The organism is Klebsiella sp. P1927 (assembly GCF_018204675.1).
Lineage (GTDB): Bacteria > Pseudomonadota > Gammaproteobacteria > Enterobacterales > Enterobacteriaceae > Klebsiella > Klebsiella pneumoniae.
This window is the reverse complement of the sequence record NZ_CP073377.1, coordinates 2286520-2310399: the sequence shown is the minus strand read 5'-3', so window position 1 is coordinate 2310399 and position 23880 is coordinate 2286520. Positions and strand designations below refer to the sequence as shown.

Below are 23880 nucleotides of genomic sequence, written 5' to 3'. Positions count from 1 at the left end.
GCGACCGGTATAAGCTGCTCGCTCATTTTCAGGTCGGGGATACTCTCTTGAATGAGATCGTTATTATTGCGCTGGCAGGCTTTACTACCGGCATTACCACGGTGCTGTTCGGCTTCGGCGGCGGCTTTGTGGTGGTGCCCTTTGTCTATCAACTGATGCTCCGGCAGCCGGCGATCGCGGGCAACGCCATGCATGTCGCGGTGGCTACCTCAACGGCGGTGATGATATTTAACGCCGGCTGGGTCAGCTATCGAAACTGGCGGGCGGGCAGGCTTGCCGCGCAGACGCTGTTTCCGTTGTTATGGTTTATTGCCATTGGGGCGGTGGTCGGCTCCTGTCTGGCGGGGATATTGAGCGAGAATATTGTTCGCGCGCTGTTTATTCTCTATATGCTGGCAACCATCAGCGATTGTTTGTTGCGCAAGGGTTTTTTCACGGGCAGCGCTCGGCGTCGCCTGTCCCTGCCAGTGGTCACCGGCGGCGGTGTGATTATCGGTACGATCGCCGCATTGCTGGGCGTGGGCGGCAGCGTCATGACGGTGCCCCTGCTACGGCGACACGGGTATGCAATGCAGGAGTGCGTTAGCGCATCCAACCCGCTTTCTTTGCCCGTGGCGCTATGCGGGGCTGTGACCTATGCCGTCATTGGCTGGCACAGCATTCCGCTGAGCGGATTTCTGGGGTTTATCAGCCTGAAAATTTTAGGCCTGCTCGTCCTGACCGGCTGGGCCGGGATAGTGTTTAGCCGCCGGGCAATCCCTGCGGTACCTGATGTATGGTATGCGCGCATCTATGTGCTGCTGCTGTGCCTGGTACTCCTCGCCATGCTTATTCAATAATCAAATTACATTCTGGTAAACCGGTGTAACAGACGCGACCGGGCGGAGCCCTCTCCCTGGAGAGAGGGCCAGGATCAGGGGCAACAAGCTACCCGCGATACGGATGGGTTTCGCGCCAGTGGTCGGCAATCTGCTGCCGGGTGCAGACCCACACCTTGTCGTGCTGCTGGATATAGTCAAGGAAACGCTGCAGCGCGCGGAAACGGCCCGGACGCCCAAGCAGCCGGCAGTGCATTCCCACGGACATCATCTTCGGCGCGGTTTCACCCTCGGCGTACAGCACGTCAAAGCTGTCTTTCAGATAGGTATAAAACTGCTCCGCGGTGTTGAATCCCTGGGCGGTGGCGAAGCGCATGTCGTTGGCGTCGAGGGTATAAGGCACGATCAGGTGCGGCCGCTGGCTGCCGTCGCTGCAGGCCACTTCGCTCCAGAAAGGTAAATCATCGCCGTAATAATCGCTGTCGTAGTCAAAGCCGCCGTGCTCCACCACCAGCTGGCGGGTGTTAGGGCTGTCGCGGCCGGTATACCAGCCGGTGGGCGGTTTGCCGAACAGGTCGGTCAGTACCTGCACCGCTTTGCGCAGATGCTCGCGCTCCTCGGCGATATCCATGTGCTGATAGTGGATCCAGCGCCAGCCGTGGCTGACCACATCGTAATCCGCGGCCTTGATCGCCGCCACAATCTCCGGATGCCGCGCCAGCGCCATCGCCACGCCGAAGACCGTCAACGGCAGCCCGCGCTGGCTGAACTCGCGATGGATGCGCCAGAACCCTGCCCGGCTGCCGTACTCATAGAGTGAATCCATCGACATATGGCGCGCCGGGTAGCTGGCGGCGCCGATAATATCGGACAGGAACTGTTCCGAACCCGCATCGCCATGCAGGACGTGATTCTCCGCGCCTTCCTCATAGTTGAGGACAAACTGCACCGCGATCCGCGCCCCACCCGGCCAGCGCGCGTGCGGCGGTTCCCCTGCGTAACCTCGCAGATCGCGAGGATAGTGTTCCTGGTTCTCTCCCATCTCCTGCCCCTTTTAAAATGGATTTAACGACTGAAACTGTCCGCTTAACGCTTTTTTCTCCGGGAACGCTAAGTCCCCATGCTTGCTGGTCGCCAGGCCCAGCGCGACCAGCGACTCCACCATCTTCACCGCCGCGCTGACGCCATCGATCACCGGCACCCGTAGCTCGCGGGTCAGCTCCTGCGCCAGGGTCGCCATCCCGCCGCAGCCAAGAACAATCGCCCCGCTGCCATCCTCTTTCAGCGCGCGAATGCAGCGCTCACGCACTTTCTCCTGTGCCAGGCCACTGCCGTCTTCCAGCGCCAGCACCGGCAAATCAATGGCGTGTAGCGCCGCGCAATGTTGATGAAATCCGTACTGGTGCAGCAAATGACGGGCGATGATCAGCGTGCGCGGCAGCGTGGTCACAATGGAGAAACGGGTGGCGACCATCGTCGCCATATGCATTGCCGCCTCCGCGATACCGATCACCGGCCCCTGGGCCAGCTCCCGCGCCGCCAGCAGCGCCGGGTCGCCGAAGCAGGCGATCACATGCCCATCCACTCCCTGCTCGCGTCCGGCCCTGATCTGCTCCAGCACGCCGACCGCCGCGATGGCTTCGTCAAAGTGGCCCTCAATTGACGGCACCCCGGCGCGGGGACAGACCGCAAGGATCTCGGTGCCCGGTGCAGCGACCGCACGCGCAGCGGCGCCTATCGTTTCAGTCATCGCCAGGCTGGTGTTGGGGTTAATCACTTGTATACGAACGGAAGACATCACGACTCCTTGTGGCCGGCGAACAGCCGGGAAAAATCGGGCAGGCTGACGCCATCGCGCTCGAAGCACAGGCTGGCGACAATATGATCAAAATGGTGCATCAGCGCCTCGCTGAGCGGCTGCAGGGCTTTATCCCGCAGCAAACCGACCAGCTGCTGGTGATCGTCGCAACGGCAGCCCTGTCGCCAGGGGGCGCCCCAGGCGGCAATCACTAAAGAGGAGCGCTGGCTGAGGCGGGTCACCATCTCGGTGAGCACCGGGTTGCCGGAGATAGCCTGCAGCTGAATATGAAAGTCAGCGGAGTGGCGGATCGCCGCCGGGCCGTCGTGCGCCGCATGGGCCTGCTGTTCACGCTGAATAATGTTCTCCAGCGCCGCCAGATGCGGCGGCTGACAGCGCGCGATCACATCGGGGAGATTGGCGACCTCAAGCAGCGCCCGGGTGCGAAAGATCGCCTGGGACTCTTCCACGCTCGGGCTGGTGACGTGTGCACCACGTTTGGGCGTCAACGTGACCAGTTGCACAGCGGCGAGTCGTTGCAGCACCTTTCTGATGCCGGTGCGGCTCACGGCGAACACCTCCGCCAGCGCCTCTTCCGGCAGTTTGCTGCCCGGCGGCAGCTGATGTTCGACGATAGCCGTCATCAGCGCCTGGTAAATGCTTTCGTCCTTGTCCTGCAGCGCTGGCGCGGCCTGGAGACGATGTTCATTATTCATTAACCCACTCCGGTTTCACTTATCGATAGCAGATCGTATACATAAAATTTAATTTTTGTATACAAGATTCATCATTCTGGCCTGGATCCTGCAATAGCCTCGGCAATCCATATCAAAGGGTTTTCATTCAGAGGAGCAGGTTTCATGCCACATTCATCCCACACGCAGCAGACGAAGACTCACAAGGCGGCCGCCGGCTACAGTCCGCGGCTATGTAATGACGATCTGGCGCCGACCCACGACCAGAACTGGAGCTGGTACAATATCTTTTCATTCTGGATGTCGGACGTGCACAGCATGGGCGGCTACGTAGTGGCGGCGAGCTTCTTTACGCTTGGGCTGGCCAGCTGGCAGGTTCTGCTCTGCCTGCTGGTGGGCATCTGTATTGTGCAGCTGTGCGCCAACCTGGTGGCGAAGCCGAGCCAGATGGCCGGGGTGCCATACGCCGTTATCTGCCGTCAGGCGTTTGGCGTCTTCGGCGCCAATATCCCGGCGGTGATCCGCGGGCTGATCGCGTTCGCCTGGTACGGTATTCAGACCTATCTGGCGGCGAATGCCCTGATGCTGGTCCTGCTCAAGTTCTGGCCCTTCCTTGCCTCGCTGACCAGCAGCAGCTTTCTCGGGCTATCAACGCTCGGCTGGCTGTGCTTCGCCACTATGTGGCTGCTGCAGGCGATGGTGTTCTGGCATGGCATGAACGCCATCAAACGCTTTATCGATATCGCTGGTCCGGCGGTTTATGTGGTGATGCTGGCGCTGGCCGGCTGGATTGTATACAAGACTGGTCTGGACGGTATCTCCTTTACCCTCGCCAGCAAATCCCTGAGCGCCGGCGAGCAGACCTGGCAGATGATCACCGCCACGGCGCTGGTGGTCTCCTACTTCTCCGGGCCGCTGCTTAACTTCGGTGACTTTTCCCGCTACGGCAAAAGCATGGGCGAGATCCGCCGCGGTAACCGCTGGGGACTGCCGTTTAACTTTCTGCTATTCTCGGTGGTTACCGTGGTGATTGTCTCCGGCACCCAGTCGCTGTTTGGCAAAATGATCACCGACCCGATCGAAACCGTCAGCCGCGTGGGTAACGATCTGGCGGTGGCCATCGGCCTGCTGACCATGATCACCGCCACCATCGGCATCAATATCGTGGCTAACTTCGTCTCGCCGGCCTTCGATTTTTCCAACTGCGCCCCGCAGAAAATCAGCTTCCGTACCGGCGGGATGATTGCCGCGGTGGGCTCGATACTCCTGACGCCGTGGAACCTGTTTAACTCCCCGGAGCTGATCCACTATACCCTCGACGTGCTGGGCGCCTTTATTGGCCCGCTGTTTGGCATCCTGATCGCCGACTTCTACCTGATCAAACGCGGCCGGGTGTCAGTGGACGATCTGTTTGACGATACGCCGCAGGGTAAATACTGGTACCGCAATGGCTTTAACCCGAAAGCGATTGCCGCCCTGCTGCCGTCGGTGGGCCTGGGGCTGATTATCAGCTTTATTCCGGCCCTGCATGAAGTGGCGAACTTCAGCTGGTTTATCGGCGTCTTCCTCGGCGCCACCACCTACCGCTGGCTGGCTCGCGACGAGCGCGAAGTGCAGGCGAAAGCCGCCTTCCGCTCCGGCGCGGTGGCGCAAAAAGAGTAACCTTCCCCTTCTGCCGCGGCGTCTGGCCGCGGCAGGCTGCAAACTGGCACCAATCTTGCTGTTTATCACTATTCCCAGAGCGTTAAGAGAAGGCAGGTTCGATGATGGATTACCAGACCGCTGTGCGCGGTGCATTTTTTGATATCGCCGGCGTGGCAGAGACCCCGGATGAGGTGGCCGCCCAGGCCCGCTATCTCGATGATGGCCTGTTGTTCCTGCAGGAGGGGAAAATTATCGCCCTGCTGCCATGGCAGGAGGGGGAAGCCTTTCTGCATCCCCTGAAGGGCTATGTCGATCTGAGGGGTAAGCTGCTGCTGCCGGGGTTCGTTGATGCCCACGTTCACTATCCGCAGACCGAGATGATCGGCGCCTTTGGCGAACAGCTGCTGGAGTGGCTCACCACCTACACCTTCCCGGTGGAGAGCCAGTTTGCCGATGCGGAGTATGCCCAGGAGATAGCGCAGTTTTTTGTAAATCAGCTGATAAGCCATGGCACCACCACCGCGCTGGTGTTTTGTACCCTGCATCCGGCATCGGTGGAGGCGTTATTCAGCGAAGCGCTGCGCCTCAATATGCGCCTGATCGCCGGGAAAGTGATGATGGATCGCCATGTGCCCGACTACCTGTGCGAAACCGCCGGGGAGAGCTACGAGCAGACCCGGGCGTTGATCCGCCGCTGGCATCAGCGCGGCAGGCTGGGCTATGCCATCACCCCGCGCTTTGCCCCCACCTCGACTCCGGCGTTGCTGGAGGCGGTGCAGCGCCTGCGGGCCGAGTTTCCCGACACCTGGCTGCAGACGCATCTCAGTGAAAACCGGGAGGAGATCGCCTGGGTTAAACAGCTGTGGCCTGAGCATGCGCGCTACCTGGATGTCTATCATCACTATCAGCTCACCGGCGAACGCAGCGTCTTCGCTCACGGGATCCATCTCGATGATGCCGAGTGGCAGTGCCTGCATGACACCGGGTCCGCAGTCGCCTTCTGCCCGACGTCGAATCTGTTTCTCGGCAGCGGGCTGTTCCGCCTGCCCGCCTGCTGGCAGCACCAGGTGCGGATGGGCATCGGCAGCGACGTCGGAGCCGGGACCACCTTCAGCATGCTGCGGACGCTGGGCGAGGCCTACAAGGTAGGACAACTGCAGAGCTATCGCCTGCGCGCCAGCGAGGCCTTCTATCACGCCACCCTCGGCGGGGCGCGCGCCCTGCGGCTGGAGGAGAAAATTGGCAATTTCCAGCCGGGCAAAGAGGCGGATTTTGTGGTGATTGACCCGGCGGTCACCCCGCTGCAGCGCCTGCGCATAGGCCGCTGCCATGACATTTATGAGCAGCTGTTCGTGCTGATGACCCTGGGTGATGAACGCAATATCAGCGAGACGTGGGTGAACGGCGAGCGGGTGTGGTGTCAGGATTGACCCCTCAGCCAGTCCCACTTCCTGAAAAGAACGAGAAAACGCACCATACCTTGTTTGCCACCTTAACGCAGGCTAACCACTACAGGCGGGGGCTTATTCAGGCGGCGCCATCTCTACTGCGCCGTCGCTCAGAGCTGTCAAAAGGCATGCGCGAGACCCGATTACGCCCGTCATTTTTTGCCGCATACAGCGCTTTATCGACGCGGGAAAACAGTTGTTCAACCGTTTCGCCGTCATGATGCTCAGCTACGCCGATGCTGACGGTCACCGACAGCGTCTGGTATTCGCTAACCGCCTGGCGGATCCCCTCCGCCAGTATCAGCGCGCGGCCGATCGGCGAATGGGGCAAAAAAAGCAGAAACTCTTCTCCACCCCAGCGATAAATTTTATCTTCGCGGTCGACCGACGTTTCCAGAATACGAGAGAGCACCAGCAGGACCTCATCGCCTTTTTGATGGCCGTGAATATCATTAATGCTCTTGAAATGATCGATATCGATTAACAGCAGACAATAACCCCGGGGGATAAAAGTTGGCGCCTCAACCAGACGGTGAAACTCCCGGCGATTAAGCAAGCCGGTTAACGGATCGTGGGCGGCGGAAAATTCCAGCTCTTTTTTCAGATGCACTTCTTCGGTGATATCGTGAATGATGCATAGCATCAGTCGAATATTATACAGCACCACCGGCCCGGCATAAGTTTGGACATGGCGTAGCGAGCCGTCAGCCAGAATATGCGTAAAATTAAGCGGTTTATGACCGCCAGGCAGATTGGCAATATTATTCATAATGGGGATGACGTCCCGGCCCAGGGTATTTATTTGCCAGGTATGTTTGGTGCGCATTTCCTCATCGGAATAATGATAAAAACGTAGCGCGGCAATATTGGCATCGACAATCCGGCCATCTTTATGAGGGTCGATCAACAGCATCGGCGCGGTATTGGTCATAAAAAAGCGAGCGAAAAAGCCATTGTTACGCCGCTGGTAGCGGCGGGAGCCGGTATGAATCGACTGATTTTGCGCCAGCAGCTTCACCGCTTCAAACAGCAGCAAGCAACCACAGTCTTCGGTATCAATCAGGGTGGTTTTGCAATACACCGACTGCAACCCATTGGCGGTGGGTAACGTCCAGACTTCGAATATCTCGCTCATGGTGTCGAGATAGCGAAGGTAGTGCTGCAGTTGCGTTTCCGGACAGGTGGAATAAATACCGTTACGCATCTCATTGAGCGACATCTCGCCGCTCAATGTCCGGGAAGCCTGATTGGCATAGACCACCCTTTCGTTAAAAGGATGAACTACCCATATCGGGGTGCTTAAGACCTCAAAAACAGCCAGCTCTTTTAATAACATACAGGCCCCAAACCGACCCACTGCCGGCGCGGAACGGCACTTAACGCTGTGCAGCCCCAACGCTGGTTTAAAGTGAAAGCAAAATAGACACCGAGAAACCGCAATTACGCGCGAGCGCGCCAAGTATAGTCGGTTATGCGCCCAGTAAAGCCCTCTGAGGGTGACTTTGCGCGCAGTTTAACCAACAGAAGCGATGCTGCCTTTAATAATAATTTTATTTCAACAGCATAGCAGCAATGCCAGAACGGGTAGTCGCTTTTGATCACAGAGTGTGCATCGCCAACAGGGTTACCCGGCAGGCGCAACGGCATAGGCCAGGGCGGGCAGAGAGTCGCTTTTCTGCCCAGGCTAACCGTGATAGTTTCTATCATTACGCTCATTCATAGCGACAATTACCTTGAAAAAAATCGCCACTAAAATCACCCTTGCCGACATTGCGCGTGAAGCGCGCGTCGGCGTAGCCACCGTCGACCGGGTGCTCAATAAGCGCGCGGCGGTGAAAGAGTCCACGGCGCGGCGCGTGCTGGAGGCCGCCCGCCGGCTGGGTTTTACCCTCGAGCAGCCCCACTATCGCCTGGCTGCCGGCAAAGCGCCGGTCACGATCAGAATGGGCTTTATCCTGCTGCAGGAGAGCCACTCCTTCTACCTGCCGTTGGCCCGGGCGCTGACGCGCGAGGCTGCCCCATGGCTACCGGCGGGCCAGGCGCCGGTGATACTGCATTTTGCCATCGATGCGGTGGAAGCGATGGCTCAGGCCATTCACCGACTCAGCGATGAAGTGGAGGTGCTCGGCCTGGTGGCGCTGGATCACCCGCTGATTCGCCACGCGGTGGCCCGGGCCGCCGCCCACGGCGTGCGCGTGTTCACCCTGCTTTCCGATCTATCGGTCCCCCAGCGCAGCGGGTATATCGGCCTCGATAATCATAAAGCCGGGCGCACAGCCGCCTGGTTTATCGAGCGCTTATGTCGGGGGAATGGCGAAATTGGCATTATCATTGGCGATAATCGTTTTACCTGCCAGGAAAGCTGTGAGATCAGCTTTCGCTCCTGCCTGCGAGAACAGGGCAAGGGGCAACAGATCCTTGAGCCGGTTCGCTGTCATGAACGGGCGGATATCGCCAGGACCGTGACGGAACAGATGCTGACTCAGTACCCGGCCCTGCAGGCGATCTACGCCCCCTGCGGCGGCGTCGAAGGGATCGTCGACGCGCTGCGCGACAGCGGCCGTCAGCAGGAGATCGCTCTGGTCTGCCACGGTCCGCTCAGCGACAGTGAACTGGCCCTGATCGATGGCACCATCGACATCATGCTTAACCACCGGCTGGATGAGTTTGCCGCCGTTACGCTGCGCGCCATGGCGGACGCCGCTTCACGCCCCCATAGCGAGGTGATTTCACTCCCTCAGCCTTTCGATATCATCACCAAAGAAAATATGTAAATTTTCGGCTCCGTCTCCAGCGGAGACGGTTATCGGGCGGACCGCGCCACCTCTCGGTTTGATAAAAAATTATCAAAAAAGCCATCAATTAAAATAATGATGATTATCATAAAATCAAAATTCCATCATTGTTGACAATGAAATCTTTATTCAATACTCAGCGGCATCCCTTGTATGAAAAAGGAAGCCGACATGACACATCCTATCGCTAACGCCCCCTGCAGCTGGGGCGTCGATGACCCGAAAAACCCTAACCTCCCTGCCTGGGCTACCGTGCTTAAGGAGGCGGCGCAGGCTGGCTATCGCAGCATTGAGCTCGGCCCCTGGGGTTATCTCCCCACCGATCCGGCCAGCCTGCGCGCGGCGCTGGAGCAGCATCAGCTGTCGCTGGTCGCCGGCACGATCTTTGACGATCTGGTGAGCGAGGCCCATTTCCCCACCCTGGTGGCGCTGACCCATCAAATCTGCCGCAATCTGTCGCAGGTAGCCGCTGCCGAACCGATCCCGGGCCGCCCTTTCCAGCCGCCCTATCTGGTGATTATCGACTTCGGCAACCCCGAACGGGCGCGCTTTGCCGGGCGCGGCGCGCTGGCTCCGCGCCTCAATGACAAAGACTGGCAGCGCATGATGGAGCACATTATCGCCCTTAGCACCCTCGCCTGGCAGGAGTACGGTGTGCGGGCGGTTATCCATCCGCACGCCGGGGGCAGCATTGAATTCGCGGATGAGATCGAGCGGCTGGCCAACGATATCCCGCACGACGTCGCCGGGTTGTGTCTGGACACCGGACATCTCTATTACGCCGGGATGGATCCGCTCGACTGGCTGGATCGCTATTACCACCGCCTGGACTATCTGCACTTCAAGGATGTCGACCCGCAGGTTTATCAGCGCGCTATCCATGAAGGTATCGACTTCTTCACTGCCTGCGCCGAAGGGGTGATGTGCCCGCTCGGCAGCGGCGCCATTGACTATCCGGCTATCAAAGACTTTCTTGCCCGCCGGGGGTATCAGGGCTGGATAACCATTGAACAAGAGCGCGACCCGCGCCATGCCGCAGGCAGCCTGCAGGCGGTCACGGAAAGTCTGCGCTATCTGCGCGACGTCGGATTCTGACAGGAGGCACGACATGATTAACGGTTTAAAACCTCTCGACCGCACCCTGCGCTGGGGCATGGTCGGCGGCGGCGGCAGCAGCCAGATCGGCTATATTCACCGCTCTGCAGCGCTGCGCGATAACACCTTCACGCTGCTGGCCGGCGCCTTTGATATTGATGGCGAGCGCGGACGCCAGTTCGGCCAACGGCTGGGGGTGGATCCCGACCGCTGTTACGCCGACTATCAAAGCCTGTTCCGCGGCGAGGCTGCCCGGCCTGACGGCATTCAGGCGGTGTCAGTTGCCACGCCAAATAACACCCACTATGCCATCTGCCGGGCCGCGCTGGAGGCCGGGCTGCACGTGGTGTGCGAAAAGCCGCTGTGCTTCAGCAGCGAGGAAGCTGACGAGCTGGTGGCGCTCAGCCAGCGGCGGCGCAAGATCATCGGGGTGACCTACGGCTATGCCGGGCACCAGCTGATCCTGCAGGCCCGGCAGATGATCGCCGACGGGCTGCTGGGCGATATCCGTATCGTTAATATGCAGTTTGCCCACGGTTTTCACGCCCAGCCGGTGGAACAGGAAAACGCCAGTACCCGCTGGCGGGTCGATCCCCGCTTCGTCGGCCCCAGCTATGTGCTGGGCGACCTGGCCACCCATCCGCTGTTTCTGGTCGAAACCATGGCCCCGCAGCTGAAGATCACCCGGCTGATGTGCGCCAGACAAAGCTTCGTCAAAAGCCGCGCGCCGCTGGAAGATAACGCCCATGTACTGATGGAGTATGACAACGGGGCCATCGGCTCACTGTGGAGCTCCGCCGTCAACTGCGGTTCGATGCACGGGCAAAAGGTGCGAATCATCGGTGAAAAAGCCAGTCTCGAATGGTGGGATGAACAGCCCAACCAGCTACGCTACGAAATCCAGGGCGAACCCGTGCGCATCCTCGAGCGCGGTATGGACTATCTCGATCCGCTGGCGCGTCAGGATGATCGCATCGGCGGCGGCCATCCCGAGGGCCTGTTTGAGGCATGGTCGAATCTCTATCGCCGCTTCGCCATCGCCATGGATGCCGCCGACCATCGCGACGAGGCGCTGCTGGCCGACTTCTGGTACCCGGACGCCCGCGCCGGGGCGTTCGGCGTCCGCTGGGTGGAAAACTGCGTGCGTTCTGCCGACAACGGCGCCTACTGGGTCGACTTCCGCTAACTCGCCGGCTCAGGGCGTTCGTCCTGAGCCTTTACGGCTATTTTTCTGTCCGCGCCAGCTGGGTTTTATCCGCCTCATGGGCGCGGTCCGCCAGCCCCTGGAACGCTCCGGCGCCATAGTATTGCGCGGGAACCGGCAATGCCTGCATATCGTGCCCTGGATAGATCTGCAGTTCGCCGAGGTCGCGTAAGCGGAATCCCCCGACCTGCTCCGGCATGGTCAGGCGATACGGCGGCATGGTTTCGAATGGGACCGGCGTCGGCAGCCGGTTTTCCTGTAGATCGTAGTTACGCTTCAGTACCAGAAACTTATCCGGCACCCGCCGGTGACTGTTCCACCAGTCGCCGTCGATCTGCTGAAACATCGCTTCCGTCTCACCGCGCGTCGCCACCAGCAGCCGGGTCAGCACTTGTTTCAGCGCCGCATCCATGGCCTGGTTATAATCCTCCAGCGAACCGCCGTGGCCGCTGAGGATGACATTAATCGCCAGCCTCGCGCCCAGTAAATTGGAGTAGAGATCCTCGGGCGAAAAAGCGGAAATCTCTTCGGAAAACCCGGGGACCGACTGGAAGCCATACCACTGGGCGATCTCATGCCACTGGGCGATTTCGAAGGCCAGATGCCCGGCGAGCCAGGCAGCCAGCTGATAGCGCTGCCTGACGCCCGCCGGCGGCGTAAAGGCATTCAGCTGCACGCGGCGCACGCCCAGTTCTTCACTGTAGAAGATCCGCCCCGCCTGGCCCAGCGTCGGCGCAATACGATTGAACAGATAAAAGGTGTTGTCCGCCGTATCGCGCACATGGGCGATATCAATAAACCCGCCGCGGCGGGTATAGATAAGCCCGTTCTTCTCCTCGCTGAGCCCCAGCAGATTTTTCACCGCACCGAACGCGCTGTCGTTGTAATGGTGCTTACCCAGCGTACCCAGAGTCAACACATTACCGATCTGGTACATCGGGATCGGAATGCCCGCCGCGCGCACGTGCAGGTCGTAACCAAAAGCGCAGCACGGTCGCAGCGACTCCGGCGGCGGCAGCTCACCGAGGGTGGGCGCCGTATGGATCGCCGTCACGGCGGGTAGCACCGGATCCTGCGCCAGCGCCGGCAGCGCCAGCGCCAGCGCGAATAATAGCCAGAAGGCTTTACACATCAACAGCCTCTCCACAGCAATAAAAGTGCGCGCATCTTACCGGCAGATAGCGCCTGCGGTTTTAGTTAAAAACGGTATTCAGCGCCGACAAAGAAACTATTGCGCGCGGAAAAGCGCTGGCTATCCCCCATTACCATCATCCTGCGGCAAGGTGGCGCGGTGATTGTATTCAAAAGGTGAATGTCGTATAACATAGCGCTACCGAGGGGTGTCCCGTGAGGGCTGAGATGGCGCAAGCCGAACCCTTTGAACCTGATCTGGGTCATGCCAGCGAAGGGACGGGTCGGCAATTTTGCCAGCATTACCGCCATTGCCTGTTCACACCCCTGCACGCCCGGATCTCCCCTGAATAAATGGAGGTCCTGTGATCGTTCCCGCTTTTAGCCAAGGTCTTTACGGCCGTTTACGCCAGCTGGCCGCCGCTGACTGGCAGCGCTATGTGGCGCATCCTTTCGTCCAGCAACTTGCCTCTGGGACGCTGGCGGAAAACGCCTTTCGTCGCTATCTGACCCAGGATTATCTGTTTCTGATTCACTTTGCCCGCAGCTACGCGCTGCTGGTGAGTAAACTGCGCACGCTGCCGGAGATGCGGGCCGCGGCCGCCTCGATGAATGCCATCCTCAACGAACTGCCGCTGCACGTCGGCTACTGTGCCCAGTGGGGGATTAGCGAACCGGAGATGGCCGCCCAACCTGAAGCCCCCGAAACTCTCAACTATACCCGCTATGTGCTGGATATTGGCCACTCGGGTGACGCGCTGGATCTGCTGGTCGCCCTGATGCCCTGCGTCGCGGGCTACGCCGAAATCGGTCTCGGCCTGCTGCAACATCCCGCCACCCGACTGGACGATAACCCCTACGCCTCATGGATCCGCAACTATGGCGATGAAGGCTATCTGCAGGGCGTCAGCGCCGCGCTGGCGCTGTTGGAAACGGTGTGGCAGCAGCGCGGGAGCGAGGCGCGAATCACTGAGCTGAGCGAGATTTTCACCACCGCCACCCGCCTTGAGGCGCAGTTCTGGCAGATGGGCCTCAACGCCGCGGCGGAGACCCGGGCGTGACGGCGCCGGGTATTGAGGTCCGTGGCCTGAGCCTGCATGTCGGCGACCGTCGGCTGTTCGACAACCTGTCGTTTACGGTCCCCGGCGGGCAGTGGGTGTCGCTGCTCGGCGCCAGCGGCGCCGGCAAAACCAGCCTGCTGCGGGTGATGGCCGGTCTGGCGCCCGCCACCCGCGGAGAAGTGGTCGCCAGCGATGGGCAACCGATTCAGGGCCGTCTGGCGTGGATGGGGCAGAAAGATCTGCTCTACCCCTGGCTGAGCGTTAGGGACAACGTCGCCCTCGGCGCGCGGCTGCGCGGTGAAAAAGTCGATCGTGCCCGGGTCGCCGCCCTGCTTGAACAGGTTGAGCTTTCATCCTGCGCCGACGCCCGGCCGGCGACTCTCTCCGGCGGTATGCGTCAGCGCGCCGCGCTGGCGCGCACGCTGTATGAGGATCGACCCATCGTGCTGATGGATGAGCCTTTCTCGGCGCTGGATACCCTCACCCGTACGCGCATTCAGACCCTGGCGGCCACCCTGCTGGCCGGTCGCACGGTGGTGCTTATCACCCACGATCCGCAGGAGGCCTGCCGGTTGAGCCACCGCCTGCTGGTCCTCTCGGCGGCCGACGGCGACATTGATGATAGCCATCACCTCGCCGGCACACCTCCGCGCGCGCCGGACGCGCCCGATCTCCTGATCGGCCAGGCCGCCCTGCTGCAGCAGCTGATGAGGGCCCAACCATGACTGGACGTCTCTGGCGCGGCGGCATGGTATTCGGCGGGCTGATGCTCCTCTGGGGTCTGGCCAGCCGCAGCGGCATTCCCCATTTTCTTTTACCGTCCCCGATGGCGGTCGCCGAGGCGCTATGGGTTAATCGCGCCTATCTCGGCTGGCATACGCTTATCACGCTCAGTGAGATCCTGAGCGGCCTGGCGCTGGGCGTGACGCTCGGCGTCACCCTGGCGCTGGGCATGATCCTCTCCCCCCGTCTGCAGCGCTGGCTGATGCCGCTGGTGCTCACCAGTCAGGCGATCCCGGTCTTTGCCCTCGCCCCGCTGCTGGTGCTGTGGCTGGGCTTTGGCATGAGCGCCAAAGTGGCGATGGCGGTGCTGGTGATTTTCTTTCCGGTGACTTCCGCCTTCTTTGATGGCTTGCGGCGGGTCAACCAGGAGTATCTCGATCTGGCGCGCAGCATGAATGCCTCCTTCGGCGCTCAACTGCGACATGTCCGCCTGATGGCCGCCCTGCCGGCGCTGGGCTCTGGCCTGCGCATGGCGGCGGCGGTGGCGCCCATTGGCGCGATCATCGGCGAATGGGTCGGCTCCGCCGAGGGGCTGGGCTACGTCATGCTCAACGCCAATGCGCGACTGCAAACCGATATCTGCTTCGCCGCGCTGTTTATTTTAGTACTACTGACCCTCCTGCTGTGGCTGGCGGTAGATACCCTGCTACACCGGCTGATCGACTGGTCGCCGGAATAAGAATGACGTAATAAAGGAAAACAGATGAAAAAGTCGCTATTCGCCGGGGCAACCTTGACGGCCCTGTTCAGCGGCCACGCGCTGGCCAATGAACCGCTGACGCTGGTGCTGGACTGGTACATTAATCCCGACCATGCGCCGATTATGGTGGCCGAGCAGATCGGCGCCTTTAAGGCCCAGGGGCTGGACGTCAGGATTGTCCCCCCTTCCGATCCCGCGCTGCCTCCGCGCATGGTGGCCGCCCGTCAGGCGGATCTGGCCATCACCTACCAGCCGCAGGTGCACTTCTTCGCTGACGAAGGGTTACCGCTGGTGCGTGTAGGGACTCTGATTAATTCGCCGCTGAATACGGTTATCGCCCTGGATAAGCAGATCAAAACCCCGGCAGATCTACAAGGCAAGAAGGTGGGCTACTCGGTCAGCGGAATTGAGCAGGCCACCCTGGCGACCATGGCGCAACATGCAGGGATCGATCCGGCCAGCATCAAACTGGTGAACGTCAATTTCCAGCTGACCAGCGCCCTGCTGGCCGGCCAGGTGGACGCGGTTATCGGCGGCTATCGTAATATAGAAGCGCAGGAGCTGAAGCTGCAGGGCAAAACGCCGGTGGTGATGAACGTCGAAGATTACGGCGTGCCGGCCTATGACGAGCTGGTGATTGTCGCCCATCGCGACGCAATTCATGAGGCGAAGATCCGTAAATTCCTCACCGCCCTGCAGGCGGGAGTGGGCTATCTGCGCGCCCATCCGCAGAAGAGCTGGGAGGCGTTCGCCGCCGCCCACCCGGAGCTTAGGACCGAACTCAACCACCAGGCGTGGTTGCAAACCGTGCCCCTGTTCGCCACCGATCCGGCAGCGCTGGATAAACCGCGCTACGAGACTTACGAACAGTTTTTATATAACAATAAGTTGGTGAAAAAAGTTACACCTTTAACAAATTATGCGGTGGAACTGCATTGAGTCTTGCTATCGCTGACGGAAGGCATTCCGTCAGCGCTTTAACGTAGCGGCAATAAAAATATAGAGACTTTCTCACTAATAATTACACTTTAAAGGGTTATAGTGACAGAGTGTTGTTCTATTATAATTCAGCGAGTTACGTTAATTTTGCCCCTGGTAAGAATAACGTCAAAATAGCGCAATCAATAAAACGTTGAATGCGGATTTAAAAAGCCATATATTGTGCGCGCTTTATGAATGCCAATTCAATTTCTTACACCAATTATTCAACCAGCGTTCAACCGCAATGCTGGTTGTGGGAGTGATATGATGACGGATAAAGTCCGTATTGATACTTTACGTGCCGATTTATTAGACGCAAACAACGAAACCTTTTTGGCCCGTCAGGCCGAATTCGAATCGAATGTCAGGAGTTACCCGCGTAAGCTGCCGCTGGCTATCACTAAAGCCGAAGGCGTGTGGCTGACGGATGCGGATAACAAACAGTACCTGGACTGCCTCGCGGGCGCCGGTACTCTCGCTCTGGGCCACAACCACCCTGATGTATTGCAGAGCATCCAAAGTGTCATTACCAGCGGCTTGCCGTTACATACTCTCGATCTTACCACCCCGTTAAAAGATCGCTTCTCCGAATACCTGCTCTCTTGCCTGCCGGGCGAAGGGAAAGAATATTGCCTGCAGTTCACCGGCCCGTCCGGCGCTGACGCCGTGGAAGCTGCGCTGAAGCTGGCGAAAAAATACACCGGTCGTACCGCGGTGATCAGCTTCTCCGGCGGCTATCACGGGATGACCCACGGCGCGCTGTCCGTCACCGGCAACCTGTCGCCGAAAGCGGCGGTTAACGGCATGATGCCGGAAGTCCAGTTCATGCCTTACCCGCACCTGTATCGTTGCCCGCTGGGCATCGGCGGCGAAGCCGGCGTGAAAGCCCTGACCTACTACTTCGAAAACCTGATCAACGACGTGGAGAGCGGCGTCCGTAAACCGGCGGCGGTGATCCTTGAAGCCGTTCAGGGCGAAGGCGGTGTGAACCCGGCGCCGGTCGAGTGGCAGCAGCGCATCCGCAAAGTGACCGAAGAGCACGGCATTCTGCTGATCGTCGATGAAGTGCAGGCCGGCTTTGCCCGTACCGGTAAATTCTTCGCCTTCGAGCACGCCGGTATTCAGCCGGACATCATCGTGATGTCGAAAGCGGTTGGCGGCGGGCTGCCGCTGGCGGTGCTGGGCATTAAAAAGCAGTTCGACGCCTGGGAACCGGGTCACCACACCGGCACCTTCCGCGGCAACCAGCTGGCGATGGCCACCGGCCTGACCACCCTGCGTCATCTGCGCGACAACAAGATCGCCGACAAAGTCGCCGCCCAGGGCGAGTGGCTGAAAGGTAAACTGGCCGAGCTGCAGAAACGCTACCCGGTGATTGGCCACGTTCGCGGTCTCGGTCTGATGATCGGTATCGAAATCGTCAAGCCGAACGAAGCGCAGGATCACATGGGCTGCTACCCGGCTGACGGCGAACTCTCTGCCCTGCTGCAGAAGAAATGCTTCGAAGCGGGCCTGATCCTCGAGCGTGGCGGTCGTCACGGCTGCGTGCTGCGCCTGCTGCCGTCCCTGCTGATCAGCGACGCGGAGCTGGACGTGTTCCTCGACAAATTTGAACAGGCCCTGCTGGCCGCCGGCGTAAAACCGGTCTGAGTGGAGTAAGTGACCGCCATGTCCACATTGAATCCGATTCTTGCTGGTTCAGCGCAGAGCGTTGAAGCCTATCAGCAGGTTATCGAGCAGACCAGCCAGGCCGTTGTGCAGTGGCTGAAGCAACCTGAGATGTATCAGGGGAAAAGCGTTGACGAGCTGCGTGAGCGTATCTCCCTTGAATTTAACGAACAGGGTTTGGGTAACCAGGCGGCGATTGATCGTGCGATCGAGTACTTCCTGAAAGATAGCCTGTCGGTGCATCACCCGCAGTGCGTGGCGCACCTGCACTGCCCGAGCCTGGTGATTAGCCAGGCGGCGGAAGTGCTGATTAACGCCACCAACCAGAGCATGGACTCCTGGGATCAGAGCCCGTCGGCAACCATTATCGAGATGAAGCTGATCGAATGGCTGCGCGCCCGGGTCGGTTTTCCGGCGGGCGACGCCGGCGTCTTCACCAGCGGCGGCACCCAGAGCAACCTGATGGGCCTGATGCTGGCGCGCGACGCCTTCTTCGCCCGTCAGGGGCACTCCATCCAGCAGGATGGGCTGCCGGGGGATATCCGCAAGTACAAAGTCTTGTGCTCGGAAAACGCCCACTTCTCGGTGCAGAAGAACATGGCGCTGATGGGCCTCGGCTACCGCTCGGTAACGCTGGTGAAAACCGACGAATTCGCGCGGATGGACGTGTCCGACCTGCAGGCGAAGATTGCGCAAGCGCAGGCTAACGGCGAGCAGATCATGGCGATCGTGGCCACCGCCGGCACCACCGACGCAGGCGCTATCGACCCGCTGCGCGACATCGCCGGTATCGCTGCGGAACATCAGATCTGGCTGCACGTTGACGCAGCCTGGGGCGGCGCCCTGCTGCTGTCTGAGCAGTATCGCGACTACCTTGACGGTCTGGAGCTGGTGGATTCCGTTACCCTGGACTTCCATAAGCAGTTCTTCCAGACCATCAGCTGCGGCGCATTCCTGCTGAAGGACGCGCGCCATTACGAGCTGATGCGTTATCAGGCGGCCTATCTGAACTCCGAGTTCGATGAAGAACACGGCGTACCGAACCTGGTGTCTAAGTCGCTGCAGACCACCCGTCGCTTCGATGCGCTGAAGCTGTGGATGGGTCTGGAAGCGCTGGGCCAGAAACAGTATGCGGCGATCATCGATCACGGCGTCACGATGGCGAAAAACGTGGCGGAGTACGTGAAGTCGCAGCCGACGCTGGAGCTGGTGATGCAGCCGCAGCTGGCGAGCGTGCTGTTCCGTTCCCGTCCGGCGCAGATGGCCGGGAGCGACGCGGCGGCTATCGCGCTGCTCAACCAGCGCGTCGGCGACGCCCTGCTGGCCTCCGGCCGCGCTAACGTCGGCGTAACCGAGCACAACGGCGTTACCTGCCTGAAGCTGACCCTGCTGAACCCGGTGGTGACGCTGGATGACGTGAAGGTTCTGCTGAACCTGGTGGAGCGCACCGCTCAGGAGCTGCTGGCGCAATAACCTGCCTTAGCGAGGCGGCGCCTGCCGCCCCGCTGTCAGCCTTGCCTGCAATAAGCCGATAATGTCCTTATCGGCTTTTTTTATTTCTTTCCGCACCGCTAATGCTCTCTTCGCAGGGCCCGTTGACCCCTGCCCCTCGCGATGCCACAGTACTATCCCGAAAATAACAACGTTCAGGATAAACGTCCTGAAAATGGGGATGATGATGGAGAAACGCTTACCAGGGCTGGATCTCGACGCCCTGCGCAGCTTTGTGACCGGCATGGAGTGCGGCAGTTTCGCCCAGGCAGCGCTGCGCCTGTCGCGTTCCACCTCCGCGGTCAGCGCCCAGCTTAAAAAGCTGGAGAGTCAGTGCGGTGCGGCGCTGGTGACCAAACAGGGGCGCCATCTGGTGCTCACCGCGGAAGGCGAAAAGCTGATGAGCTACGCCAGACGCCTGCTGGCGCTCAATGATGAAACCCTGCGCGCGCTGCAGGGTGAGCGGCTCACCGGCGAGATCCACCTTGGTATGCAGGAAGATTTTGGCGAATCGCTGATGCCGGAGATCCTCGGGCAATTTAAACGGCATCATCCGCAGGTGCGGATAGTCGCCAGGGTGGATCGCAATGGTCCGCTGCGCCAGGCGCTGGCGGAAGAGGCGCTGGATCTGGCGCTGCTGTGGCAAACCGAAGATCAGGGTTCCGGGCTGGGCCTCTGCCCGCTGGCGTGGATTGCGCATCCTGACCTGGATATTCGCGCTCTGCTGGTCTCCGGCGAGCCGCTGCCGCTGGTGATGTTCGACAGCCCGTGCCTGATGCGCTCCCGCGCCATTGCCTGTCTCGATGCCGCGGGGATCCCCTGGCAGGTGGTGTTCGTCAGCCACAGCCTGAGCGGCATCTGGGCGGCGGTGCAGGCCGGGCTGGGCCTGACGATACGCACCCGCATCGGCATGCCAGGCAACCTGCGCCCCGCAGGAGGACTCCTGCCAGCTCCAGGAAGTCTGGCCGTCAGCCTGCGACAAACCCCGCGTGAGGAACACCATTCCGCCGCCGTGGCGCTGCTCGGCGAACTGATGACCGAGGCCCTGCAGGGATGGCTCAACAGGTGACACTGTCACGCCATCCCTGCGCGCTGATGTAGGCCGGGCAAGCGCAGCGCCGCCCGGCAATGGGTATAAGGGCTGGAGGGTTCCGTCCGCCAGACGCCTGCGCCGCGGGTCAGGCTTTGCTCTCCTGCAGCAGCTGCTGGATCACCTGCTCCTGGCGGGCATAATCCCCTTCGCCGAAGGCGGTATAACGCAGCTGTCCGCGAGCGTCGAAAATGTAATGCGCCGGCCAGTACTGATTGCCGAAGGCATTCCAGATGGCGTACTCATTATCCGCCACCACCGGGTAGGTTATCCGCCAGTCCTTCACCGCCTGGCGCAGCAGGGGCAACGAACGCTCCCAGGGATATTCCGGGGTATGAACGCCAATCACCACCAGGCCCGCCGCGCGGTATTTGTTCGCCCAGTCGCGCACGTAAGGCAGGGTATGCTGACAGTTGATACACTCCCGGGTCCAGAAATCCACCAGCACCACTTTGCCCTTCAGACGCTCCGGAGTTAACGCCGGGCTGTTGATCCATGCGCTGCCCCCCGCCAGAGAGGGCATCGCGCTGCTGGGCTGCGGCGCGGCGATCGGCTGGAGGCTGGTCTTTTGCTCCGGCTGCGGCAGACGGGCGGCCAGCCGCTGCTCCAGCGCCTGGCTCAGTCCACCAGCGCTTTGCAGATAGCGATCGCCGCCGCTAGCGATCAGCGCCACCGAGGCCAGCATTGCCCCCCCTGCCAACCGGCGCAGCCGTTCGCCGAACGCCTGTCCGCGACGCAATCTGGCGATCAACGCCGCCCCGCACCACCCCAGCAGGAATAACATCAGCGCCCCGCCGCTGCCGTAGGCCAGCAGCAAGCCGCCGGTAGTCGCCTGCCCCGGATGCACAAAGCCCAGGCTAAGTATCGCTCCCAATACCGGCCCGGCGCACGGCGCCCACAGCAGGCCCACCGCCAGCCCGGCCAGTAGAGAACCGATCCAGCCGCGCTGGCGTGAACTGGCATCGTTAAGCTGATTCCCCAACGCTACCAGGGGTGAGGTCAGCCGTTGCGCGACGCGTTGCGAAAGCAGACTCAGCCCGACCAGGGCGAAGAACGCCAGCGCCAGACCGCGGCCTGCGAGGGTCAGATTCACCACCCAGCCGCTGGCGACCGTCACCAGCCAGGAGACAGCGCCGAACATCAGCGCCATGCCTGCCAGCATGATCGCCAGCTGCCCCCGGCGGCCCCGGACGCTGGCGAACAGCAGCGGGATCACCGGCAGCGTACAGGGGCTCAGCAGAGTTAACATCCCGCCCAAAAATGCAATTAATATCGACATCGCCTTCTCCTCATTATGCCATCGCTGCCGAAAGTGGCAGCCACGACATTACAGCAAGGCCATGTAAGGCGAATGTGTCGGGAAAGGGGGAGAATTGTCGGCTTAGTTATCCGTTTTCCCCGAAGATACATCAGGATACAATCCCGCCGCGGCAAGGCGAACGCTGGCGTCCAGGCCGCCCTGCGGGCGGTTGGCCAGGCGCAGCGCGCCGTCCATCTGGCTGACCAGCTGCGCGGCGATCGCCAGCCCCAGGCCGGTGCCGCCGGTATCGCGATTGCGCGAGTCCTCCAGGCGATAAAACGGCTGCAGCACCGCCTGCAGCGCGGCCTCGGGGATCCCCGGCCCCTCATCCAGCACATGAAGGGTGATATCCCCCACGGCGTCACGGGTCAGGGTTACCGTGGCCGTCGTACCGAATTTCAAGGCGTTATCGATAAGATTGGTCATCACCCGGCGCAGAGCCTGCGGCGGGATCCACACCACCCCGGCGGTCTCTTCGGGACAAAACTGGACCGGCCGGCCGACATCGGCATAATCGCAGACGATGGTGTCGAGAAACGCATCGAGATTCAGCCGCTGTCGCGCCTCCTCCAGCGGCTGCGAGGTGCGGGCGAAGGCGATGCCCTCCCGCACCAGACGGGTCATATTGTCGAGATCCTGCAGTAGCTTATCGCGCAGTTCCGGCTGGTCGGCCATCTCCACCCGCAGCTTCATTCGGGTTATCGGGGTTTGCAGATCGTGGGAGATGGCGGCAAGGATCCGCGCTCGCTCCTGCAGATGATCGTGGATGCGCGCCTGCATCGCGTTAAACGCGCGAGCGGCGCGACGCACCTCCTCCGGCCCCTGCTCGGCCATAGTTCCCGCCGTGTCGCTGGCCGGCTCCAGGGCATTTACCGCGTGGGTAAAGCGGGAGATGGGCAGCAATACCTGGCGAACCGCGTACCAGGCGCAGGCCAGCAGGAGGACAAACTGAGCGATCAGCACCACCGGCAGCCAGCGGGCGATGGCCGGTAGTTTCGGCCACAGGTCGAGGGTCAACGGCGCGCCGTCGTGAAGGGTAATATGGGCCTGAATATGCTGCCGCGGGCCGGGGATCGCCACAATACTTACCGGATACTGCGCGCTCAGCGCCTCCTGCAGGGAGCGCGCTGCGTCCCGGGCGCGCCAGTTGTCCGGGTAATCGCCGCGCTCCCCGGCGTCCAGCAGATAGCGATAATTGCCGCGCGCCAGCTTCGGCAGCCATTGTGGGCGCTCAGCGGCCGGCAGGCGGTCAAGGATCGCCACGCTGGTGGCGACATCGGAAGCCAGATTGCCCAGCATCACGCTGCGAGCGCTGCTCATACGCTCATAAAACAGCAGCGACAGGGTTAAGGTATTCGCCAGCAGCAGCGCCAGAAACAGCAGCGCCATCAGCCTCGACTGCAGCGAGGCGGGCCAGAACCTCATTCATGCCTCTCGCGAATGGAGACCGGTACCGACAGCATATAGCCTTCGCTGCGCACCGTTTTAATGTAGGCCGGCTCGCGAGCATCCTCCCGTAGCCGCTGGCGCAGTCGGCTCACCAGCAGGTCAATTGACCGCTCAAACAGTTCCGCGTCGCGTCCCTGGGTCAGATTGAGCAGCTGATCGCGGTTCAGCACCCGCTGTGGATGGTCGAGAAACACCCGCAGCAGCCGATACTCCGCCCCGCTGAGGGCGACGATGGCGCCGCTGTCGTCCAGCAAATGGCGAGCGGCAGTGTCGAGCAGCCAGTCGCCAAAGGCGATCAGCCTGCCCGCCTCGGTGATCTGCAGGTTCGGCGGCAGCGCCCGGGTGCGGCGTAAAATAGCTTTGATGCGCGCCAGCAGTTCGCGAGCCACAAAGGGCTTAATCAGATAATCGTCAGCCCCCATTTCCAGGCCGAGGATCCGGTCGCTGTCATCGGTGCGGGCGGTGAGCATCAGCACCGGGATATCCTGCTGCGGGTTAGCGCGCAGCTGGCGACAGAGCGTTAAGCCATCCTCTCCCGGCATCATAATATCCAGCACAATCAGGTCAATTTGATGGTTTTTGAGTACCGACCACATGGCTTTGCCGTTCGCCGCGCCGCTGGCGCGATATCCCGATTTTTCCAGATAGTCGACAATCAGTTCCCGGATGTCGCGGTCGTCGTCGACGACCAGGATGTGGTCAATACGCTCCAAAGGCTGCTCCTGGGGC

The 23880-nt window shown here is 60.9% G+C and carries 21 protein-coding genes, 1 pseudogene and 1 riboswitch; of the genes and pseudogenes, 13 read left to right on the top strand and 9 right to left on the bottom strand.

The window, feature by feature from the left end; all coding sequences use genetic code 11:
* Nucleotides 1-47: 47 nt before the first annotated feature.
* Nucleotides 48-839, top strand: a complete 792-nt coding sequence (locus KB892_RS11670) for a sulfite exporter TauE/SafE family protein (protein ID WP_004184144.1) — start codon at nucleotides 48-50, stop codon at nucleotides 837-839.
* 88 nt (nucleotides 840-927) lie between these two features.
* Here KB892_RS11670 and puuE read toward each other — a convergent pair whose 3' ends face one another.
* The 3 genes and pseudogenes from puuE to KB892_RS11655 all read right to left on the bottom strand — a co-directional run bounded on the left by puuE (nucleotide 928) and on the right by KB892_RS11655 (nucleotide 3332).
* Nucleotides 928-1860 carry an allantoinase PuuE gene (gene puuE, locus KB892_RS11665; RefSeq protein WP_004199965.1) on the bottom strand — a complete coding sequence of 311 codons (933 nt, stop codon included), beginning with the start codon at nucleotides 1858-1860 and terminating at the stop codon, nucleotides 928-930.
* Nucleotides 1745-2616 (bottom strand): annotated as a pseudogene (gene hpxA, locus KB892_RS11660) (allantoin racemase). The gene puuE and the pseudogene hpxA overlap by 116 nt, the downstream one beginning before the upstream one ends.
* Nucleotides 2616-3332, bottom strand: coding sequence for a GntR family transcriptional regulator (locus KB892_RS11655; protein ID WP_004179987.1), 717 nt, complete (start codon nucleotides 3330-3332; stop codon nucleotides 2616-2618). Before KB892_RS11655 ends, hpxA begins: the two are co-directional and overlap by 1 nt.
* 144 nt (nucleotides 3333-3476) lie before the next feature.
* Between KB892_RS11655 and KB892_RS11650 the strand changes: the two genes are divergently transcribed.
* Both KB892_RS11650 and guaD read left to right on the top strand, forming a co-directional pair.
* Nucleotides 3477-4973, top strand: coding sequence for an NCS1 family nucleobase:cation symporter-1 (locus tag KB892_RS11650; protein ID WP_014343086.1), 1497 nt, complete (start codon nucleotides 3477-3479; stop codon nucleotides 4971-4973).
* Nucleotides 4974-5074: 101 nt separating this feature from the next.
* Entirely contained in the window at nucleotides 5075-6385 is a 1311-nt protein-coding gene (gene guaD, locus KB892_RS11645; RefSeq protein ID WP_004199969.1) for a guanine deaminase, read from the top strand.
* 97 nt (nucleotides 6386-6482) lie between these two features.
* Here guaD and KB892_RS11640 read toward each other — a convergent pair whose 3' ends face one another.
* Nucleotides 6483-7739 carry a sensor domain-containing diguanylate cyclase gene (locus KB892_RS11640; RefSeq protein WP_014343088.1) on the bottom strand — a complete coding sequence of 419 codons (1257 nt, stop codon included), beginning with the start codon at nucleotides 7737-7739 and terminating at the stop codon, nucleotides 6483-6485.
* A gap of 397 nt (nucleotides 7740-8136) precedes the next feature.
* Between KB892_RS11640 and KB892_RS11635 the strand changes: the two genes are divergently transcribed.
* The 3 genes from KB892_RS11635 (at nucleotide 8137) to KB892_RS11625 (ending at nucleotide 11479) form a co-directional block, all read left to right on the top strand.
* A complete protein-coding gene (locus KB892_RS11635; protein ID WP_004199973.1) occupies nucleotides 8137-9177 on the top strand; it encodes a LacI family DNA-binding transcriptional regulator in 1041 nt (346 codons plus the stop codon).
* A 192-nt stretch (nucleotides 9178-9369) separates the two neighbouring features.
* Entirely contained in the window at nucleotides 9370-10293 is a 924-nt protein-coding gene (locus KB892_RS11630; RefSeq protein ID WP_004199974.1) for a TIM barrel protein, read from the top strand.
* 13 nt (nucleotides 10294-10306) lie between these two features.
* The gene (locus KB892_RS11625; protein WP_004199975.1) at nucleotides 10307-11479 is read left to right on the top strand and encodes a Gfo/Idh/MocA family protein; all 1173 of its coding nucleotides are present in this window, start codon (nucleotides 10307-10309) and stop codon (nucleotides 11477-11479) included.
* Nucleotides 11480-11516: 37 nt separating this feature from the next.
* Here the strand turns inward: KB892_RS11625 and KB892_RS11620 are convergent, their stop codons facing one another.
* Nucleotides 11517-12629, bottom strand: a complete 1113-nt coding sequence (locus KB892_RS11620; protein ID WP_004199977.1) for a DUF4056 domain-containing protein — start codon at nucleotides 12627-12629, stop codon at nucleotides 11517-11519.
* A 65-nt stretch (nucleotides 12630-12694) separates the two neighbouring features.
* Nucleotides 12695-12823: a hypothetical protein gene (locus tag KB892_RS11615; protein WP_014343089.1), complete on the bottom strand. Its 129-nt coding sequence runs from the start codon at nucleotides 12821-12823 to the stop codon at nucleotides 12695-12697.
* Nucleotides 12824-12925, top strand: a riboswitch (TPP riboswitch).
* A gap of 68 nt (nucleotides 12926-12993) precedes the next feature.
* Between KB892_RS11615 and tenA the strand changes: the two genes are divergently transcribed.
* From tenA to KB892_RS11580, 7 genes are all read left to right on the top strand, one after another.
* Complete coding sequence (gene tenA / locus KB892_RS11610) at nucleotides 12994-13689, top strand: thiaminase II (RefSeq protein WP_004189951.1); 696 nt, start codon at nucleotides 12994-12996, stop codon at nucleotides 13687-13689.
* Nucleotides 13686-14414, top strand: a complete 729-nt coding sequence (locus KB892_RS11605) for an ABC transporter ATP-binding protein (RefSeq protein WP_004180001.1) — start codon at nucleotides 13686-13688, stop codon at nucleotides 14412-14414. Before tenA ends, KB892_RS11605 begins: the two co-directional genes overlap by 4 nt.
* Nucleotides 14411-15151, top strand: coding sequence for an ABC transporter permease (locus tag KB892_RS11600; protein ID WP_004143673.1), 741 nt, complete (start codon nucleotides 14411-14413; stop codon nucleotides 15149-15151). The genes KB892_RS11605 and KB892_RS11600 overlap by 4 nt, the downstream gene beginning before the upstream one ends.
* A 24-nt stretch (nucleotides 15152-15175) precedes the next feature.
* Nucleotides 15176-16111 (top strand): ABC transporter substrate-binding protein, encoded by a 936-nt coding sequence (locus tag KB892_RS11595; RefSeq protein WP_004199983.1) that lies wholly within the window; start codon nucleotides 15176-15178, stop codon nucleotides 16109-16111.
* A 306-nt stretch (nucleotides 16112-16417) separates the two neighbouring features.
* Entirely contained in the window at nucleotides 16418-17803 is a 1386-nt protein-coding gene (locus KB892_RS11590; RefSeq protein ID WP_004199985.1) for a diaminobutyrate--2-oxoglutarate transaminase, read from the top strand.
* Nucleotides 17804-17812: 9 nt separating this feature from the next.
* Entirely contained in the window at nucleotides 17813-19294 is a 1482-nt protein-coding gene (locus KB892_RS11585; protein WP_004217942.1) for a pyridoxal phosphate-dependent decarboxylase family protein, read from the top strand.
* Between the two features lie 193 nt (nucleotides 19295-19487).
* Entirely contained in the window at nucleotides 19488-20381 is an 894-nt protein-coding gene (locus tag KB892_RS11580) for a LysR substrate-binding domain-containing protein (RefSeq protein WP_004199988.1), read from the top strand.
* 109 nt (nucleotides 20382-20490) lie between these two features.
* Here the strand turns inward: KB892_RS11580 and KB892_RS11575 are convergent, their stop codons facing one another.
* From KB892_RS11575 to KB892_RS11565, 3 genes are all read right to left on the bottom strand, one after another.
* The gene (locus KB892_RS11575; protein WP_004184155.1) at nucleotides 20491-21681 is read right to left on the bottom strand and encodes a cytochrome c biogenesis protein/redoxin; all 1191 of its coding nucleotides are present in this window, start codon (nucleotides 21679-21681) and stop codon (nucleotides 20491-20493) included.
* A gap of 102 nt (nucleotides 21682-21783) precedes the next feature.
* Nucleotides 21784-23127, bottom strand: a complete 1344-nt coding sequence (locus KB892_RS11570) for an ATP-binding protein (protein WP_014343090.1) — start codon at nucleotides 23125-23127, stop codon at nucleotides 21784-21786.
* The gene (locus KB892_RS11565) at nucleotides 23124-23864 is read right to left on the bottom strand and encodes a response regulator (RefSeq protein WP_004199992.1); all 741 of its coding nucleotides are present in this window, start codon (nucleotides 23862-23864) and stop codon (nucleotides 23124-23126) included. Before KB892_RS11565 ends, KB892_RS11570 begins: the two co-directional genes overlap by 4 nt.
* Nucleotides 23865-23880 lie beyond the last annotated feature (16 nt).